General features: G+C 45.1%; 15 protein-coding genes. 9 read left to right on the top strand and 6 right to left on the bottom strand.

Going from position 1 to position 17,851, the window contains the following annotated elements; genetic code table 11:
- Positions 1-153: 153 nt before the first annotated feature.
- A complete protein-coding gene (locus tag ABIE50_RS02205; protein ID WP_142684711.1) occupies positions 154-429 on the bottom strand; it encodes a hypothetical protein in 276 nt (91 codons plus the stop codon).
- Positions 430-920: 491 nt separating this feature from the next.
- Between ABIE50_RS02205 and ABIE50_RS02200 the strand changes: the two genes are divergently transcribed.
- Complete coding sequence (locus tag ABIE50_RS02200; protein ID WP_209856465.1) at positions 921-1,520, top strand: helix-turn-helix domain-containing protein; 600 nt, start codon at positions 921-923, stop codon at positions 1,518-1,520.
- A 147-nt stretch (positions 1,521-1,667) separates the two neighbouring features.
- Positions 1,668-2,207 carry a hypothetical protein gene (locus ABIE50_RS02195; RefSeq protein ID WP_209856467.1) on the top strand — a complete coding sequence of 180 codons (540 nt, stop codon included), beginning with the start codon at positions 1,668-1,670 and terminating at the stop codon, positions 2,205-2,207.
- A 9-nt stretch (positions 2,208-2,216) separates the two neighbouring features.
- Here ABIE50_RS02195 and ABIE50_RS02190 read toward each other — a convergent pair whose 3' ends face one another.
- Positions 2,217-2,774: a 5' nucleotidase, NT5C type gene (locus ABIE50_RS02190; protein WP_209856469.1), complete on the bottom strand. Its 558-nt coding sequence runs from the start codon at positions 2,772-2,774 to the stop codon at positions 2,217-2,219.
- 84 nt (positions 2,775-2,858) lie between these two features.
- On the opposite strand from ABIE50_RS02190, the gene ABIE50_RS02185 reads away from it, so the two are divergent.
- The gene (locus tag ABIE50_RS02185) at positions 2,859-3,605 is read left to right on the top strand and encodes a DeoR/GlpR family DNA-binding transcription regulator (protein ID WP_209856471.1); all 747 of its coding nucleotides are present in this window, start codon (positions 2,859-2,861) and stop codon (positions 3,603-3,605) included.
- Between the two features lie 26 nt (positions 3,606-3,631).
- Positions 3,632-4,786, top strand: coding sequence for an MFS transporter (locus tag ABIE50_RS02180; protein WP_209856473.1), 1,155 nt, complete (start codon positions 3,632-3,634; stop codon positions 4,784-4,786).
- On the opposite strand, the gene ABIE50_RS02175 is transcribed toward ABIE50_RS02180, so the two are convergent.
- The 3 genes from ABIE50_RS02175 to ABIE50_RS02165 all read right to left on the bottom strand — a co-directional run bounded on the left by ABIE50_RS02175 (position 4,787) and on the right by ABIE50_RS02165 (position 6,700).
- Entirely contained in the window at positions 4,787-5,440 is a 654-nt protein-coding gene (locus ABIE50_RS02175; protein WP_209856475.1) for a hypothetical protein, read from the bottom strand.
- Between the two features lie 5 nt (positions 5,441-5,445).
- Complete coding sequence (locus ABIE50_RS02170; protein ID WP_209856477.1) at positions 5,446-6,372, bottom strand: MbnB/TglH/ChrH family RiPP precursor modification enzyme; 927 nt, start codon at positions 6,370-6,372, stop codon at positions 5,446-5,448.
- Positions 6,373-6,457: 85 nt separating this feature from the next.
- The gene (locus ABIE50_RS02165; protein WP_209856479.1) at positions 6,458-6,700 is read right to left on the bottom strand and encodes a hypothetical protein; all 243 of its coding nucleotides are present in this window, start codon (positions 6,698-6,700) and stop codon (positions 6,458-6,460) included.
- Positions 6,701-7,405: 705 nt separating this feature from the next.
- Here ABIE50_RS02165 and carB point away from each other — a divergent pair.
- The 5 genes from carB to ABIE50_RS02140 all read left to right on the top strand — a co-directional run bounded on the left by carB (position 7,406) and on the right by ABIE50_RS02140 (position 16,470).
- Positions 7,406-10,222 (top strand): carbamoyl-phosphate synthase large subunit, encoded by a 2,817-nt coding sequence (gene carB / locus ABIE50_RS02160; protein WP_142684720.1) that lies wholly within the window; start codon positions 7,406-7,408, stop codon positions 10,220-10,222.
- 448 nt (positions 10,223-10,670) lie between these two features.
- Positions 10,671-12,773, top strand: a complete 2,103-nt coding sequence (locus ABIE50_RS02155) for a ComEC/Rec2 family competence protein (RefSeq protein WP_209856481.1) — start codon at positions 10,671-10,673, stop codon at positions 12,771-12,773.
- 260 nt (positions 12,774-13,033) lie between these two features.
- Complete coding sequence (gene purH, locus ABIE50_RS02150; protein ID WP_209856483.1) at positions 13,034-14,548, top strand: bifunctional phosphoribosylaminoimidazolecarboxamide formyltransferase/IMP cyclohydrolase; 1,515 nt, start codon at positions 13,034-13,036, stop codon at positions 14,546-14,548.
- Between the two features lie 178 nt (positions 14,549-14,726).
- The gene (locus ABIE50_RS02145) at positions 14,727-15,281 is read left to right on the top strand and encodes an RNA polymerase sigma factor (RefSeq protein ID WP_354027846.1); all 555 of its coding nucleotides are present in this window, start codon (positions 14,727-14,729) and stop codon (positions 15,279-15,281) included.
- Complete coding sequence (locus ABIE50_RS02140) at positions 15,274-16,470, top strand: energy transducer TonB (RefSeq protein WP_209856486.1); 1,197 nt, start codon at positions 15,274-15,276, stop codon at positions 16,468-16,470. Before ABIE50_RS02145 ends, ABIE50_RS02140 begins: the two co-directional genes overlap by 8 nt.
- On the opposite strand, the gene ABIE50_RS02135 is transcribed toward ABIE50_RS02140, so the two are convergent.
- Positions 16,471-17,844 carry a LutB/LldF family L-lactate oxidation iron-sulfur protein gene (locus ABIE50_RS02135; protein WP_209856489.1) on the bottom strand — a complete coding sequence of 458 codons (1,374 nt, stop codon included), beginning with the start codon at positions 17,842-17,844 and terminating at the stop codon, positions 16,471-16,473.
- Positions 17,845-17,851 lie beyond the last annotated feature (7 nt).

Raw genomic sequence — 17,851 nt, 5'->3', positions numbered from 1 at the left:
AATCTATGTAATCAGCATAATCCTGAGTCAGACAAAATTCGCTGCGATCAAAAAGTAAAGCCTTGTTTGCCCGGGGTGGGGAACAAGGCTTTACGGCGCATGATGATTTTTACGGAAGATGTTTCTACAGACAGCGGATGAAAGGCAAAGTGATCACCGGGTACGTTTCCGGTATTTTTCCAGGTCTTCTTCGCAGGATGCAAATACCTCTTCCATGATTTCAATGATCTTTTGCTTTTCCGCATTGCTGAGAGCAGGAATGATTTTCCCCTTCTCATTTGGATTAGGCTTATCCTTTCCGCGCATCTTGCGATAGAATGTGGGTGTGCTCCAGTTGCATTCTTCACATACTTTTTCCCTGAATACCACCGGTAAACCTGAAAGTTTGGTGTGAATGTCGAGCAGCACATTTATTGGTTCCTTGCTCATAATGGATATTGTTTTGAGAATGATCGGATATGGTTAACAAATGAATTGTCAGAGTAGTAGAACATGTTTTAAAGTTACTTTAAGGTGTAAGCAAATATATTTATAATCATGCAATTTATAATTATAAAACTTTACTTTCTATAAAAAAATTATATAGTGATGTAATAGGCTGCTGTGGCTGATTTGGAGGTGAAATCATGTATTTGTTTATGATTCGTTAAGCTAAAAATGATGTGTATTGGTTACACAATAATCCTGCTTGTTATCATTCTGATTTCATAACTATTAAATCGATAAATATTTCTTGTTGCTGTTTTTGCGTATACGCTTTACAGTTAGTATGCCTTTTGTTGGCCAGGGCTGTTTACAGGCTTATATTTTTTTTGTTAAATTGATATTTTTATTTACAGAATGAAATATTAATTGTTAAATTATACGATAATACGACAGGTCATCCTGTATGTAGCATCATAATTTAAAATGAAAAAAGGATGCAGTCGAGCCTGATACACATGGGACACCGGTTGAAGCAGATCTTAAAACAGAAAAAGATAAAGATTGTAGATTTCGCCACTATGGCCGGTTTTACAAATCAAATAGCTCATTACCACTTGCGGAAAAGCGACATGAAACGTGCTACCATGGAGCGCTTTTGTTCCCTTATCGGCATTACCCCGGAAGAGTTTATGAGGTGGAATGGCGCTATGCAGCTGACCAATGGAAAAAACATACACCACGGGGAACGCTTACAGCACATTATCGCAGAGAAAGGGCTGAACAAAAGTAAGCTGGCAGGGCGTTTGGAGATGAGTCGCCGCACAATGTACAATCTATTTGAAAAGGAAAGTTTCTCACCGGATGAACTGGAAAGAGTAGCGAAAGGACTGGATATGAGCGTGGAAAGTTTTCTTAATCCAGGTGCCCTGCAGGAAGGCAGGAACACAGACAGCGAGGAAATGATGCTGTTACGGGAAAAGTATTATAAACAGCTGGAAGAGTATACACAGCTGCTGAAAAGCCATGCCGCCCTGAAAGATGAAGTACTGCAGTTAAAGAAGGAATTGGCTGCCTTCCGTAAACAAAAGGATTAAAATCACGGGTTTGTTATTATAATAATATTTGCTGATAGCTATCCTGATAATCATTTATAAAATGAGATAGTAACCCCTGTTTTGAGAATAAAAAAGTATTATATTTGTGTATGCACCCCATTTCTCACCAAAACAGGAATTCTGTAAATGTCAGTTCCATATTATGTTCACGCGGGCGCCAGGTTACGGCGTATTTTAAGGCAGAAACGAATTGTAATCCTTCACTATGCAAAGAAAACCGGACTAACCCCACAGGGATTGTATCGTTATTTTTCACTGGCAGCTATCAAAAGAGAAAAGCTGGATATATTGCTGGGAGCCATCCCTATCACGCTGGAAGATTTCTGTAACTGGAATTCACTGGAAGGGAATTCCTGGCATCATGGAGAACTGTTGCAGCTCTATCTTGCGAAGCAGAAAATAAAAGATAAACAACTGGCGGCCCGGCTGCAGCTATCAATAAGTGAAGTGCATGAATGGCTCGATTCCGCGGCATTCAGCGATACACAGCTACAGCAGCTACATCATCACCTGGGATTGTTGCCCGGCTACTTTATGGGGCCGCAGTCAATAAAGCAGGAAGTTAACTGGGCGGAGGCTTACCTGGATAAGTGTATGGAAGTACAGCAGTATATCCGTAAAGTGAGCACCCTTGAAAAAAAGATCAATATCCTGGAAGCCAGGTGAGTCCTGAGCTTAGTTTACAGCCAGGAGCTCCCCATTGCTTTTGGCAGGAGTTAATGCAAAGTAGGCGGCTACTTCTTCCCAGTTATTGACCCTTTTATAATCCGTAAGGGGCAAATTGTGCGGCGCTGTAAACAGAAGCGGCGTTCCTTTAAATGTACTCAGGTTTTTGTCGTGGTCGTCGATCATATAATCCGCTTCCACAATGGTTTTAGATCCGCAGAATACAATGTTTTTCCAGCTGATGAAAGGGAAATGCTCATTCAGCCATGCGTGTTTTTCCGCCAGTGATAAAGGAAATTCCATTGCTGCAGACACTACAAAAACTTCATGCTGGTCTGCCAGCGCCTTCACTACCTCCCTTGCCCCGGCCATTACCGGTATATCCCTGAAAAAGCCGGGAGTCCTTAATATTTTCATGGCCACGCCTTCAGGAAAAGCACTGCCCTCCGGGATGTTGTTTAAACGCTCCGGGTCTATTACTTCCCCGTACTCTTTAGCGTATACGTCCAGCAGATGCTGGGTGAGATCTGCCATTACATTGTCCATGTCGATTGCTATTCTTGCCATATTTTGCTGTTTTATGCAAAGTTATGCCATAATTCGCAAATTATTGCATAATCTTTCATAATATTGCATAAAATAGCATGACTTATGTTGAGAGAGGAACGGTTGGATTATATTCTTAAAAAGCTGCAAACAGATCATAAGGTACTGCAGGCAGAGCTTAGCAGCGACTTGCAGGTATCGGAGGATACTGTGCGCAGGGACCTGGAATCCCTTGCACAGAACGGGCAGCTGATAAAAGTTCGGGGAGGAGCTATCCCGCATTCCCCGAATCCTTATTCTTTTAAGGAACGTATCGTATATCATGAAGATGATAAGAAGCATATTGCTACCAAAGCTTTGTCGTACCTGCACAACGGGCAAACCATTATTCTCGATGGGGGTACTTCTACCCTGATGCTGGCGAAATTGTTTCCTGCTAACCTGCATATCAGGGTTATTACCAACAGTGTACCCATCGTAGCGCAGCTGATTGAGCATCCGGTGATTGAAGTGATCTTTACCGGTGGGCTGATTGGTAAGGATTCCCAAACAGCCGGCGGTATGGATACCATCCGTATGCTGGAAAAAATGCGGGCAGACATATGCTTCCTGGGCATTTGCAGTTTGCACCCCGATGCAGGTGTAACCGGCCTGGATCTTGGTGAAGCAGACGTAAAAAGCGCAATGGTGGAATCTGCCAATAAAACCATTGCACTGGCAACCAGCGATAAAATGGGAACGGCAGAACCTTTTAAAGTATGTAATATTACAGGCCTGGATACAATTATTACAGACAAACCGGACCTGCCTTCCTTGAAACCTTATATTAACCTGGGTATACAGGTAATCTGATCAATTCAACTTTTATCTGACCGAAGATGTTACACGATTTATCGATGGTAATGATTAATAAAAGGGCTACCCGTATCGCGGTGAGTGCCTTGTTTTTTTTAACCGGATTATGTTTTTCCAGCTGGGCCTCGCGTATTCCGGATATACAGCTGGCATTAAAATTAAATGATGCCGGGCTTGGAAGCGTTTTGCTGGCTTTGCCGGTAGGGTCCATCATTTCCCTTCCGGTGGCGGGTATACTGGTATCTAAATATGGCAGCCGGCAGGTATTGCTTATCGCGGCGGTTGCCTATTCTGTTGTGTTGCCAATGCTCGGGCTGGCGCATACTTCCTGGGAGCTGAGTGTATGTCTTGTATTCTTTGGTTTTTGTGGTAACCTCGCCAATATAGCAGTGAATACGCAGGCAGTAGGAGTGGAAGCTATGTATGGCCGTTCTATTATGGCGTCGTTTCACGGGTTGTGGAGCGTAGCCGGTTTTACGGGCGCAGCTTTTGGTACCTGGATGACAGGTTTGCATCTTGCGCCGGTGTATCACTTTTTAATTGTTACTGCAGTCTCCTGGATCCTTGTTGCGCTCACAATGAACCGGCTGGTGGTGCGGGTTACCAATGAAAACAACGCTCCTTCTCTGTTTGGAAAACCGGATGCGTTCCTGTTCACACTTGGAATTATTGCAATGTGCTCAATGATTTGCGAGGGCACTATGTTTGACTGGAGCGGGGTATACTTCCGCAGGGTAATACAGGTAAGGGAAGGATGGTCCGGCGCCGGTTATGCCGCGTTTATGAGCACAATGGCTTCCGGCCGTTTTGTAGCCGATTACCTGACTACACGGCTGGGCGTGAAAAAGATGCTGCTGATAAGCGGAGGCCTCACGGCCAGTGGCTTACTGGTGGCGGTTATTTTTCCTTACTTTGTTCCGGCTATGCTGGGCTTTATGTTAGTGGGCGCAGGAGTGTCTGCCGTAGTGCCACTGGTATACAGTGCTGCCGGCAAGTCTACGAAATTACCTCCTGGAATGGCATTGGCTACGGTTTCCACCATCGGCTATTTCGGGTTCCTGTTTGGCCCGCCGCTGATAGGATTTGTGGCTCAAGCCACTAATCTTGGTGTGGCCTTTACTATGATCGCAGTTATGGGAGCAGCTATCGCAGTCATGTCTTCCAGAATAAAATTATAATCATCCTGCTGCTGCCCTGCTTTTGTGGGGCAGCGCACGGAAAGAAAGCTCTTCCTCCCGGTGATCGAGCAGTAACCAGTATTCGCCGGTATCTTCCTCCTGCTCCGGTAGCTGCATGTTGGCTAGCGCTGTGAGCAATGGCCCGGGCGAATGATCAAATGGCACCAATCTTACCAACGGATGCAGCCCTGTTTCTTCGTTGTTGTTTTCTATCAGTAATTTCCTCGGTAAAAATTTCAATTCATTGATGGCCAGTTCCATTACTACAATCTCCCGCAGATAAGGATTTACAAGTTCCCCGCTCAGCAGTTTCTGTAACAGAAACTCCCCGAAGATGCTGATCTCCCTTTTGAATTGAAGATCCGACCGGTTATCAATTGCCCAGAATTCTTCTATTACCGGCATCAGCTGTGCTCCCAGTAAAAAGCAGGTATAGGGAAGCATCGTGTAAACAGGCGTGATCCGGTTAACCCGGTAAAGGGTGCAGCTTACAGACATGCCCCGCTGATACACCACAGTTCGCAGTCGCAGGCGCTCGCGGTTGGTTAAATCGTATTGTAGCAATACCGCTTGCGGATCATTGCGTAGCTGCAAACATAATTGCGGGGAGGCAATCAGGTCTGTTAATGCTTTCTGAAAAGATAGAAGTGACATAGTATTCAGGTATGATAAAGGTTCCAGGCTGCTTTTGCCCTGTTCAGCTCGCGGGTAATACCGTCAAATTGCAACAGGTGAAAATAAGATTCATGAAACTCGAAGGTGATACCGCATAAATTTGGTACTAACGGTAACGTATAATCGAGCAGGTTCCATACTTCCGGCGGGCAAGGCCCTGCGTGGGAGTCTGTGTACATGCCGGCCATTTCATTTCCTCCTGCAATATGTATTTCAATAACTTTATCCAGTTCCAGTTGCGCAATAAAAGCCTTCGCATCGAAGTGATGATTTACCGCATTCGTATATACGTTATGGATATCGAGCAGTAGTCCACAGGAAGTATCGTGCGACAGCTCATTCAGAAAAGTTGTTTCACTCAGCTCCTGTTCGGGAAGGTCAATGAAGTAAACATTGTTCTCTACCAGGAATGGTGTGCTGATAGCGCGTTTGATGGCATTGATGCGCCCACCTATCATATCCAGCACTTCATAATCGTATGGTACAGGTACGGCCAGCCCGGCATTATGCTCTTCCTGTTGTTCGTTATGCACTTTTACAAAAGAGAGATGATCACTATGCCATTTAAAGTGGTAGCGCTCATGCCATTCTTTCATTTTATAGAGATAGGATTTATCGAAGATGCCTGCGCTACCCAGGGAGTAGGAGATATTGTGAGAGGTCAGGGGATATTGTGCTGCTATTTTATCCAGCACTTTCATCCACGATTCAATTTCCTCAAACCTGTGTGGTGCGAGGTTGCCGCGGTCCGTCCAGAACATATCAGGAATGATTTCCACATAATCGCATATGCCTGGGCAGGCATCGAGGTATAACTCCAGCGAAGGATTATAAAGCAGGCCTACACCCAGCTGTGGAATAGTTTGCTGATAAAGGCGGCCAGTCCTGGCAGTTGACAATACTTGTGACATGGCGGGAAGTTTAAAATGAGGGTGCATCGGGTTTAAACGAGGTTGCTAAGAGCTACCCTGTACCATTGACACACCCCCATCCGGATTAATGTTGTTTGATGGCAATGTCTTTGATCACAGCCATTTTATCCAGGTCTACCTTGATCACCTGTTCAAGTTTTTCACGGATGTTAAAATGAACGCCGGATAAGCAGGCCTGGCAGCCGCGGGGATTGATCTGTTTGATCACCATGGATTGCAGTTTGGTAATTTCTTCCAGTTTGGTGCCTTTAGGAACGGCAACATCTACGCGACCATCGTCGCCATAATGAATTTCAGCTGTACGCATGACATTTGATTTTTGGGGTGTTTAAATATAAAATAGAAGCAAGATTCCCTGCAGGGCAGGGCTGATGTAGAATTAGTGCCAGTCGTTTTGGGGTTGTAGCGCAGGTATGTTTTAACTGCGGATGATAAAGTTAGGAGATTAAGATGAGATCAGGATAAGTATTTATACGGAAAAATCCGGGACCGTTCTTTTGCTGTTAATTCAGGGAGTTTAATTTCTTTATCAATGCCAGTGTGTGCCTGAGCAGGTTCTCCATTGATGCTTCTTCGGTGATGAGCCTGTTGATACGTAACTGAAGGTAGAAGCGTAAGGTGATGGCGTCTTCAAAATTGGTGATGAGCGATAATGATCTTCCCAGGTCCGGATCCAGCAGGAATTCAAGTTCCTTGTATATATTTTCAATGATGCTTCTGGGGTGGGCTATGGTGACAAAACGCTGGTTTTTTTTCCGGGGTAATCTGCCTCCTCATACCCGTCGTTCAGAAAACCATCATCCGATCCTTCCATAAAAGAAATTTTTATCTGAATGAGATAAAATTAACATATAAAACAACGGGTATTTATTCTCTCTCTCAAAAAAATCTTCTTCCAAACAAAATTTATTTCCATTTATAAAATTCAAATGCCGTAGCTTTGCACGATTTTTTTGTTCCCTCGAACGGCAGAAAAATCAATTTGGTTTTTCATTTTCAATAGATTACACAAATGCCAAAAGACTCATCTATCAAATCTGTACTCATTATCGGTTCTGGACCCATTATTATTGGTCAGGCTTGCGAATTTGACTATTCCGGTTCCCAGGCAGCACGTTCGCTGCGGGAAGAAGGAATTAAAGTGATTTTGATTAATTCCAACCCGGCTACCATCATGACGGATCCAATGATGGCTGATAAGGTTTATTTGCTGCCACTGACCGTGGAAAGCATTGAGCAGATCCTGGAAGAAAACCAGATAGATGCCGTATTACCTACTATGGGCGGCCAAACTGCGCTGAACCTTTGTAAAGAAGTAGACGAACTGGGAATATGGGAAAAAAATAACGTTCGTCTGATCGGGGTTGACATCAAAGCCATTGATAAAGCGGAAGACCGTGAACAGTTCCGCCAGTGGATGATCCAGCTGGGTATACCGGTAGCGCCGGCCAGAACAGCTAACTCCTTCCTGGAAGGTAAAGAATTTGCCCAGGAAATAGGGTTTCCCCTGGTGATCCGTCCATCATTCACGCTGGGTGGTACCGGTGGAGGTTTTGTGCATAGCAGGGAAGACCTCGACGAAGCGCTGGACCGTGGCTTGAAAGCATCTCCTATCCATGAGGTACTGGTAGAAAAAGCCGTACTCGGATGGAAAGAGTTTGAACTGGAATTATTGCGTGACAAGAACGATAACGTGGTTATCATTTGTACCGTGGAAAACCTGGACCCGATGGGGATCCACACCGGAGATTCCATTACCGTGGCGCCAGCAATGACCCTGAGCGACACTGCATTCCAGGACATGCGCAACAAGGCCATGAAAATGATGCGCGACCTTGGCAACTTTGCCGGTGGCTGTAACGTGCAGTTCTCTCTCAATCCTGAAAACGAAGAGCTGATCGCTATTGAAATTAATCCGCGTGTAAGCCGTTCTTCTGCACTGGCTTCCAAAGCAACCGGTTACCCGATTGCAAAAATAGCCGCTAAACTGGCCATTGGTTATACACTGGATGAACTGGAAAACCAGATCACCAGAACTACTTCTGCTTTCTTCGAACCGGCACTGGATTATGTGATTGTAAAAATGCCACGCTGGAACTTCGATAAATTTAAAGGTGCCGATGATACTTTAGGTTTGCAGATGAAATCAGTAGGAGAGGTAATGTCTATCGGACGTACTTTCCCTGAAGCGCTGCAGAAGGCCTGCCAGAGCCTCGAGAACGATGCAATCGGACTCGGTTACTATGGTAAGTCGCTTATGAAGAGTGAACAACTGGTAGAGAAACTGAAGCGCCCTACCTGGGACCGTATTTTCCGTATCAAAGATGCCCTGATGGCCGGTGTATCCGTAAAGCATATTCACCAGCTCACTTATATTGACCGCTGGTTCCTGAACCAGATCCAGGATATCGTGAATATGGAAAAACAGTTGGCGGAACTCGAACTGCAATCTGTTTCCGAAGATATGCTCAGGGATGCCAAGAAACTCGGATTCTCTGATGCACAGCTGGCTGTGTTGTTCGGTGATTGTGATGAAGACGAAGTATACGCAAAACGTAAGCAACTGGGCATTACCCGTACTTTCAAAATGGTAGATACCTGCAGTGCAGAGTTTGAAGCTAAAACGCCTTACTTCTATTCGACCTTCGATACTGTCAACGAAAGTATTCCTACAGACAGGAAGAAGATCATTGTACTAGGTTCCGGCCCTAACAGGATCGGCCAGGGCATTGAGTTTGATTACTGCTGTACCCATGGTTTGCAGGCCATCCAGGATTGCGGATATGAAGCGATTATGGTGAACTGTAACCCTGAAACAGTATCCACCGATTTTGACATGGCGGATAAACTGTACTTTGAGCCGGTGTTCTGGGAGAATCTCTGGGAAATAATTGAACTGGAAAAACCGGAAGGTGTGATTGTGCAGCTGGGCGGACAAACCGCATTGAAACTGGCCAAACGCCTGGAAGCAAACGGGGTGAAGATCATCGGGACTTCCTTTGACAACATGGATATTGCGGAAGACCGTGGCCGTTTTTCCGACATGCTGAAAGAACTGGGTATTCCTTATCCTAAATATGGCACTGCTTATAATACAGATGACGCTATTGATGTAGCGAAAGAAGTAGGTTACCCGGTGCTGGTACGCCCTTCTTATGTATTGGGTGGACAGCGTATGAGGATTGTTATTAATGAAGAAGAACTGGAAGAATCTGTACTGAGCCTGCTCAGGCATCTGCCAGGAAACAAAATATTGATCGATCACTTCCTGGATCGTTGCCAGGAGGCAGAAATAGACGGTATTTTTGACGGTACTGATTTCCATGTGATGGGAGTGATGGAGCATATTGAACCGGCAGGTATCCACAGTGGCGACAGCCATGCTTTGCTGCCGGCCTTTAATTTGTCGCCGATTGAAGTGACCACCATGGAGTACTACGCGGAGAAAATAGCCAGGGCCCTGAATATCCGTGGCCTGATCAACATTCAGTTTGCGATCAAGGATGGCAATGTGTTTGTGATTGAAGCTAACCCGCGTGCATCACGTACCACACCGTTTATCGCCAAAGCTTATCAGGTGCCTTATCTGAATATTGCTACCAAAGTGATGATTGGCGCCAATAAGCTGAAGGACTTCACTATTGAAAAGAAACTGACCGGTTTTGCAATCAAGGAGCCGGTATTTTCTTTCAACAAATTCCCGGGTGTAAACAAGGAGCTTGGACCTGAAATGAAATCTACGGGAGAAGCGATCCGCTTTATCAAAGATCTGCGTGATCCGTACTTCAGGCAGCTGTTCAAGGAAAAGAGCATGTATCTGAGCAAATAAACTCCCTTTAAGGATAAAATAATAAAAGCCCTTCCGGTATCGGAAGGGCTTTTATTATTTATCGATTAGCTGAAAAAAAACAGAGCCTGATAAAAATCAGGCTCCTTCTTTTCCCTCAAAATAACCATTAAAGACACGACTATTGAATCTTGATACAATTCATATAGCGTGACCGGTAATGCAGTTTACAAATAATATTATATTTAAAAGAGATGTTAACTAATCAATAACAGATGATATAATATATAATTTATTAAGATTTGATTATTAAAATGTTGTATAAATATTAATATTTGCTGGTTGATGAAGATTTATTTACTGAAAGTGAAAGTTTTCAAGTTATCATATATAAATATTAGCGGCTCAAACGGCCACCTTTAACATTTACAAAACACTTTTGCCAGGTGCAAATGCGAGGTTTGTTATACCTGATAAAAGTTAACCCTACATGGAATTTGAATCAACATTGTTTGTTGTGATGTGCTGGAAGCGTGCGCCCTTTCTGCGTATCATTGTACCCTTAGTGGCCGGCATAATACTTCAGTTGTATACACCGCTGTATCCAGCTTTATATTTTGCATTGGCAGGCAGTTGCATTGCCGCCGTGTTGGCATTTCGTTATTTGCCGCTACAGTGGCGATTCACCGCTGCCTGGTTACCGGGAACATTTATTTTTATATTGATCTGCTGTTGTGGAGGCCTCCTGTTGCATAAAGCTGATCTCCGCCACAGTAAAGGATTTTACGGTTATTCCAGCACTAATGATACGCCGTTATATTTATTGCGTATCAACGAACCCCCACAGGAAACCCCCCGTTCGTTTAAAACCATTGCGCAGGTAGTGGCGGTACACAGATTGGGTGAATGGATGCCAGTAAAAGGGTATTTGCTGCTTTATACGGGAAAAGATAGCGGTTCGCAGGTCCTTCGGTATGGTGATGAGCTGATAGTCCGTAAAAGGCCTGAAACTGTTAAGTTCAATGGTAATCCCGGTGCGTTTGATTATCAGCAATTCCTGGTAAGGCAACAGGTTTATCAGCAGTTGTACCTGCGTCCGCAGGACTTTTACCGGCTACCAAATAACCGTGGCCAGCCTGTTCAACAGTTATTGCTACAGGCAAAGGAGTATTGTTTATCTAATTTGAAAAAATATATCGGCAACGGACCTGAAGCAGGTATGGCGGAAGCATTGCTGATCGGTTACCGCCAGGATCTTGACCGGGAAGTGGTACGGAGCTACAGCAATACAGGAATCGTGCATGTGATTGCCATATCAGGAATGCACCTTGCCATGTTATATGGTACGCTGTTGTGGTTATTACAATGGTTGCCCGTACATCGCTGGATCAATATCACAAAAGCAGTGATCGTTCTGCTGGTGCTATGGGGATTTGCATTGCTTACAGGAGCATCGGCCTCGGTGCTCCGCTCTGCCGTGATGTTTACAGGCATTACCATAGGGCGTTTCATATTGTATCGACATAGTAGTATTTATAACACTCTGGCCGCTTCAGCTACCATGTTATTATGCTTTAACCCTTACCTGGTAGCAGATGCAGGATTTCAATTGTCGTACCTGGCGGTACTAGGGATCCTGCTTTTTTATCAGCCGGTTTATCAGTTACTTCAATGTAAATACAGGTGGGCCGACTGGCTTTGGCAAATGATATCCGTATCGCTGGCTGCCCAGATCAGCACCACGCCGGTGAGTTTATTTTACTTTCACCAGTTCCCTAATTACTTTCTGCCAGCTAATCTGTTGGCCGTTCCCTTATCTACCTTGATTATTTATGGAGAAGTGATCCTCCTGTTTATTGCCCCTTTCGGAGGGGCGGCAGTTTGGCTGGGCAAGACGCTGAAGTACCTCATTTTTTTAATGAACAGTTGCGTTGGATGGATCGGAGAGTTGCCAGGTGCGCTGATCAGGAACATTCACTGCTCTCTTGCTCAAACCCTGTTGCTTTATCTGTTAATCGCGGGGCTGGCATTGTGGCTGCTGGTAAAGTTCAGACCTGGTTTGTGGACGGGACTTTTCTGTACCTGGGCATTCCTCATTGTTCGTGTACACCGGATTATGATTTGCAGACAACAATGCAGTCTGATAGTCTATAACGTGCCCGCCTATACGGCCATTGATTGTGTAAAAGGTAATAACGTACAATTTGCCGGCAATGACAGTGTATGGCAACTGCCGGTGGCACAACAACTTCTGAATGCACGATCTGATCTGCGCGTTCAAACAGGAAGTATAGCCACTTTTCAGCGATATGGACGTTTTCTGAGTTTTCAGGGTAAGAAACTACTGATCATAGACAGTATGCTACCCCGACGGCTACCACCTGAAAAATTCCGGACTAACTATATTTTGTTAACATGTAACCCGCCTGTTAGTATCCACCGGGTGAGTGATTTTTATACTTTTGATACCCTAATTCTGGCTACTTCCAACAGTTCATGGAGGATCAGGAAATGGAAAAGTGAATGTGAGATGATGCGAATAAGGTACTACTCCATTGGAGAGCAGGGCGCATTTGTTTTAAAGTTGCGCTGAACAGTTTGATGGCAACTGATTAGTGCTTCCCGTTTTGCTTTAGGGAGAGAAGTAAAAAAGATACGAGGTCAAAATACGGATTTTTATAATGTAATGAATTATTTCACAACTATTTATAACCGGTGCTTCCTCGGTTTACGTCGCTTCTCTACATTTCGAAGCCCGGAAAATGGAAAAATGAATGTTACGTGTTAACTTTGCGCTTCTTTTCGGTTCCGGACCAGGGAGCCTATGTTATTAATTTCTAATGTTTTCCATTCATGCAAAAGCAAATTAAATCAGCGCTGATCTCCGTTTTCTATAAAGATAACCTGGAGAACATAGTTAAAAAATTAGGTGAACAGGGTGTTACCATTTACTCCACCGGGGGTACGCAAAAATTTATTGAAGACCTTGGTGTGAAATGCGTAGCTGTTGAAGACCTGACCGCTTATCCTTCTATTTTGGGCGGACGCGTTAAAACCCTGCATCCAAAAATATTTGGTGGTATTCTGGCACGTCGCGATAACCCTCAGGACCTGGAACAACTTAAGGAATACCAGATCCCGGAAATAGACCTGGTAATCGTTGACCTATATCCGTTTGAGGAAACCGTAAAGAGTACTACGGTTGAGCAAACCATTATCGAAAAAATTGATATAGGCGGGATTTCCCTGATCCGTGCCGCCGGCAAAAACTATAAAGATGTAGTAATTGTTGCTTCCAAAGATCAGTATGCAGACCTTGAAAAGGTATTGATCGATAATAATGGCGCTACTACTATTGAAGAACGCAGGAGCTTTGCAGCCAAAGCATTTGAAGTTTGCGCCCACTATGATGTGGCAATTTCACAGTATTTCCTGAATAATGAGCCGGGAGCAAATTTCCAGCTTTCTGTTCCGGAAGGGCAGGTGAACCGTTACGGAGAAAACCCGCACCAACGTGGCGTTTTCTATGGCAATCTTGATGAGATTTTTAACAAACTGCACGGGAAGGAATTATCTTTCAACAACCTGGTGGATGTAGATGCTGCCTGCCAGCTTATCCAGGAATTTGAAGCTACTACCTTTGCCGTTATTAAACATACCAACGTTTGTGGTATCGCATCAAGGGCCACTCTGAAAGAAGCCTGGGATGCAGCCCTGGCCGGCGATAAGGAAAGCGCTTTTGGCGGCGTGCTGGTAACCAACAAGGTTATTGATAAAACTACCGCTGAATCTATCAGTGAGATCTTCTTTGAGATCCTGATCGCACCTGGCTTTGATGCAGATGCGCTTACTGTACTGCAGGCTAAAAAGAACCGTATTCTCCTGGAACAGAAGCAACCGGTGAAAAGCAAATACATGTTCAAAAATGTATTGAACGGCGTATTACTGCAGGATAGCGATAACGGGAATTACAAAGAATGGAATGAGGTAGGCGCCCGTCCTGCTACACCGGCTGAAAAATCCGACCTGGAATTTGCCAATATCGTTTGCAAACACCTGAAATCAAATGCCATCGCCCTGGTGAAGGATCAACAGCTGATCGGTAAAGGCTGCGGACAAACTTCCCGTATTGATGCCCTGCGTCATGCTATTGAAAAAGCAGGACAGTTCAGTTTCGATCTGAAGGGTGCGGCCATGGCTTCTGATGCTTTCTTCCCATTCAACGACTGTGTGAGCATTGCACATGAACATGGTATTACAGCCGTAATTCAACCCGGTGGCTCTGTGAAAGACAACGACTCAGTTGAGTTCTGCAAACAGCATGGTATGGTAATGGTAATGACAGGTATGCGCCACTTCAGACACTAACAGCAATTACTGGAATTTATAAGAGAAAGCACCGGAATTCCCGGTGCTTTCTTATTTTCATCTTATAAATATTCAAAAAAAATAATAGTATTGCTGGCTTGTAAATCAATATAATTTTAAAAGCTAAGGCTATAAACGCGAACAGCAGCCATAAATGTCTTTTATCAAACAAAATATCATGCAGGATGCAGATGATGCCTGGTTGATCGGTGAGTTTAAAGCCACCGGGAAACTGGATTTTCTGGCAGCCCTTTATCAGCGTTATATGAACCTGGTATATGGAGTATGCCTGAGATATTTTGATGAAGAAGCCAGCAAGGACGCTGTAATGCTGATTTTTGAAGAGTTAATTGTAAAGCTGAAGCAACATGAGGTCCAGAATTTTAAAAGTTGGTTGCATGTACTTACCAGGAATCATTGTTTAATGAAACTCCGGGCCATGAAAAATAAGGAATCCCGGCAGGTATCTATTGATGACCACCCCGTTGTGGAAAACCCGGAAAACGGGCATCATGAAAATGGGATGTCCCTGGAAGATAACCTGAAGAGCATGGAAAAATGTCTGGAAACCTTGCCGGAAGAGCAAAAACGCAGTGTAGACCTCTTCTATCTGAAAGAAAAGAGCTACCGGGAAGTGAGTGTTATTACCGGGTATGAAATGAACAAGGTAAAAAGCTATATCCAGAATGGAAAGCGTAACCTGAAAATATGTATGGAACAACAGGATGACTGATAAGCAGCCACATATAAAACCCGAGGAGCTCGCCGGGCTCATCCGCCAATACCTGGCAGGAGAGCTGGACGATAGGGCTATGCATGCCCTGGAACGGCAGGCCCTGGATGATCCGTTCCTGGCAGATGCCCTGGAGGGATACGCGCTGCATACGCCGGAACAAGCCGCTCACCAGAAAGAGCTTGCTTCCAGGTTATCGGAAAGGATCGCTTCCAGAGCGCGCATCCGTCCTATGATTTACCGGGCAGCAGCTGCCGCAGCTATTTTACTCCTGATGTTTTCAGCAGGTTGGTTCCTTTGGAATCAACAGCGGACAGCACCTATTGCCGGTGTAAACACATCGAAGCCATCTCCGCAGGCTTCACCTGTATTCTCTGAACATGGAGACACTGCCCTGCCACCGGCAAATGCCGATCATCTTGCTGAAAAAAGTATTCCTTCTGCAACAACTGCGCCTGAAGCAGCTAAACAGCAGAAGGCAAGCCGGGAACAGGCTCTGAATGCAACGGACAGGATTGTACCTTACGCTAAAAATGAAACTGCTAATGAAACAATTCCTTCTGCCAGCAAAAGGGTGCCTGATTTATCCGGTATCCCTGCTGTAACGCCGGGTGTACAGGCAGAACGCCGGGAAGATCAGCGGAGTTTTGTGCCTTCTGAGCCCGGTAAAAAAGATACCCAGACAAGGATCCGTGGGCAAAACAGCCTGGCATTGGGAAAACCCGACAGTCAGAGAAATGCGCTGAATGAAGTAGTGGTGATAGGTTATGGCGTACAAAAGAAACAAAATGCCACAGGTTCGGTAAGCGTACTCCAGCAGAATAGTATCACTGATAGTGCGCAGGTAGTGGTAACGGGTAAAGTAGCGGGGCTGGAAGTATCATCAGACGCAGATAACATGGCCTACCGGGCGCCCGCTCCGGTAACGGGGGAAACTGCCTTTGAAAATTACCTGAAAACCCAAACGGTTAACCCTGAGAATAAGTATTCCGGTACAGTACGTGTATCCTTTATCGTTATGCCGGATGGCAGCTTGCAGGATTTCAAAATTATCCGTCACCTGAATGAGGTATGTGATACTGAAGCTATCCGTGTGATCAAAGAAGGTCCTGCGTGGATACCTGCATCAGACCGAAAGCCGGCCAAAGTAAAAGTCAGGGTAAAGTTTACAGTAAAAAAAGATAAGTAGCTATCTCCGTTCTTTCCACAGCTGGTTAAAGGATTTGGCTGCAAATACAGGTAATTCACGGTTATCTCCCCAGCTTTTGGCAAAGAATCTCCGCAGCAGGAAATTTTTCATTTTCCCACTCGCCATATTCATCATTTTACGGCTGCCACAGCCCTGCTTCCACATAAACCAGGCAAATTTTTCTCCACCGGAAGTATAGTTTTCCTCTACGGCCTTCTGGCGGTTGTGGAGTAACAGTTCATGCAGGTTAATGCGAACCGGGCATACTTCGGTACAATTGCCACAAAGCGATGATGCAAAGCTCAGGTGCATGTATGAATCCATCCCTTTCAGGTGTGGGGTGATCACGGAGCCAATAGGGCCACTGTAAGTGGCGGCATAGGAGTGCCCGCCAATATTTTTATAAACAGGACAGGCATTAAGACAGGAGCCGCAGCGGATACAGTAAAGGCTCTCGCGGGCAGTGGTATCCTGCAGGATATTCGTGCGGCCATTGTCCATCAGGATCACGTACATTTCTTCCGGGCCGTCTGTTTCCCCTTCCTGGCGCGGACCACTGAAAATACTGTTATAAACGGTAACCTGCTGTCCGGTGCCATAAGTAGCCAGCAACGGCCAGAACAGGCCCAGGTCTGTAATAGAGGGCAATACTTTTTCAATACCCACCAATACAATATGCGTTTTAGGAAATGCAGTGGTTAAACGGGCGTTGCCTTCATTTTCCGTAACGGCTATAGAACCGGTATCTGCTATGATGAAGTTGGCGCCGGTGATGCCTATTTCTGCCTGGAGGTATTTGTGGCGCAGCTTTTCGCGTGCTACCAGGGTTAACTGTTCAGGAGTGAGACCTGGATCAGTACCCAGTTTTTCCGCAAATAAACGGGCTACATCTTCCTTGCTTTTGTGCATGGCAGGTGTAACAATATGGTAGGGAGGCTCTCCGTCAAGCTGTTGTATGTATTCGCCGAGATCAGTTTCCACGCATTCGATGCCATTGCTTTCCATAAAGGCATTCAGGTGTACTTCTTCGGTAGCCATCGACTTACTCTTCACTATGCTTTTGCACTGCTTTGCCTGGCAAATTGCCAGTATCTCCTGTTGCACCTGTTCAGCGGTTTCGGCCCATATCACCTTACCTCCGCGACGGGTAAAGTTCTGCTCAAATTCTTCCAGGTGATTATCCAGGTGCTCAATAGCTCTCCACTTGATGTTCTTGGCTCTCTCCCTGGCCCCGGGCAAATCCGTAAACTGTTGTTTACCGGCTTTTACAGCTGTATTGTATTTACTTATATTGAAGTTGATCGTCTGCCGGTGGCCGAGATCTGACGCTTTCTTTTCACTTTCTTCCAGAAAAGTAGATGCTATCTGATGCATAAGCAAG

The sequence above is a fragment of the Chitinophaga sp. OAE865 genome, assembly GCF_040546735.1.
Lineage (GTDB): Bacteria > Bacteroidota > Bacteroidia > Chitinophagales > Chitinophagaceae > Chitinophaga > Chitinophaga polysaccharea_A.
The sequence above is the reverse complement of the archived record's forward strand: the minus strand, read 5'-3'. Positions and strand labels throughout refer to the sequence as shown.

What these genes read in the sequence shown, in the direction of transcription:
- ABIE50_RS02205 (WP_142684711.1), bottom strand. Translation starts at nt 429, where the DNA reads ATGAGCAAGGAACCAATAAATGTGCTGCTCGACATTCACACCAAACTT.
- ABIE50_RS02200 (WP_209856465.1), top strand. Translation starts at nt 921, where the DNA reads ATGCAGTCGAGCCTGATACACATGGGACACCGGTTGAAGCAGATCTTA.
- ABIE50_RS02195 (WP_209856467.1), top strand. Translation starts at nt 1,668, where the DNA reads ATGTCAGTTCCATATTATGTTCACGCGGGCGCCAGGTTACGGCGTATT.
- ABIE50_RS02190 (WP_209856469.1), bottom strand. Translation starts at nt 2,774, where the DNA reads ATGGCAAGAATAGCAATCGACATGGACAATGTAATGGCAGATCTCACC.
- ABIE50_RS02185 (WP_209856471.1), top strand. Translation starts at nt 2,859, where the DNA reads ATGTTGAGAGAGGAACGGTTGGATTATATTCTTAAAAAGCTGCAAACA.
- ABIE50_RS02180 (WP_209856473.1), top strand. Translation starts at nt 3,632, where the DNA reads ATGTTACACGATTTATCGATGGTAATGATTAATAAAAGGGCTACCCGT.
- ABIE50_RS02175 (WP_209856475.1), bottom strand. Translation starts at nt 5,440, where the DNA reads ATGTCACTTCTATCTTTTCAGAAAGCATTAACAGACCTGATTGCCTCC.
- ABIE50_RS02170 (WP_209856477.1), bottom strand. Translation starts at nt 6,372, where the DNA reads ATGTCACAAGTATTGTCAACTGCCAGGACTGGCCGCCTTTATCAGCAA.
- ABIE50_RS02165 (WP_209856479.1), bottom strand. Translation starts at nt 6,700, where the DNA reads ATGCGTACAGCTGAAATTCATTATGGCGACGATGGTCGCGTAGATGTT.
- carB (WP_142684720.1), top strand. Translation starts at nt 7,406, where the DNA reads ATGCCAAAAGACTCATCTATCAAATCTGTACTCATTATCGGTTCTGGA.
- ABIE50_RS02155 (WP_209856481.1), top strand. Translation starts at nt 10,671, where the DNA reads ATGGAATTTGAATCAACATTGTTTGTTGTGATGTGCTGGAAGCGTGCG.
- purH (WP_209856483.1), top strand. Translation starts at nt 13,034, where the DNA reads ATGCAAAAGCAAATTAAATCAGCGCTGATCTCCGTTTTCTATAAAGAT.
- ABIE50_RS02145 (WP_354027846.1), top strand. Translation starts at nt 14,727, where the DNA reads ATGCAGGATGCAGATGATGCCTGGTTGATCGGTGAGTTTAAAGCCACC.
- ABIE50_RS02140 (WP_209856486.1), top strand. Translation starts at nt 15,274, where the DNA reads ATGACTGATAAGCAGCCACATATAAAACCCGAGGAGCTCGCCGGGCTC.
- ABIE50_RS02135 (WP_209856489.1), bottom strand. Translation starts at nt 17,844, where the DNA reads ATGCATCAGATAGCATCTACTTTTCTGGAAGAAAGTGAAAAGAAAGCG.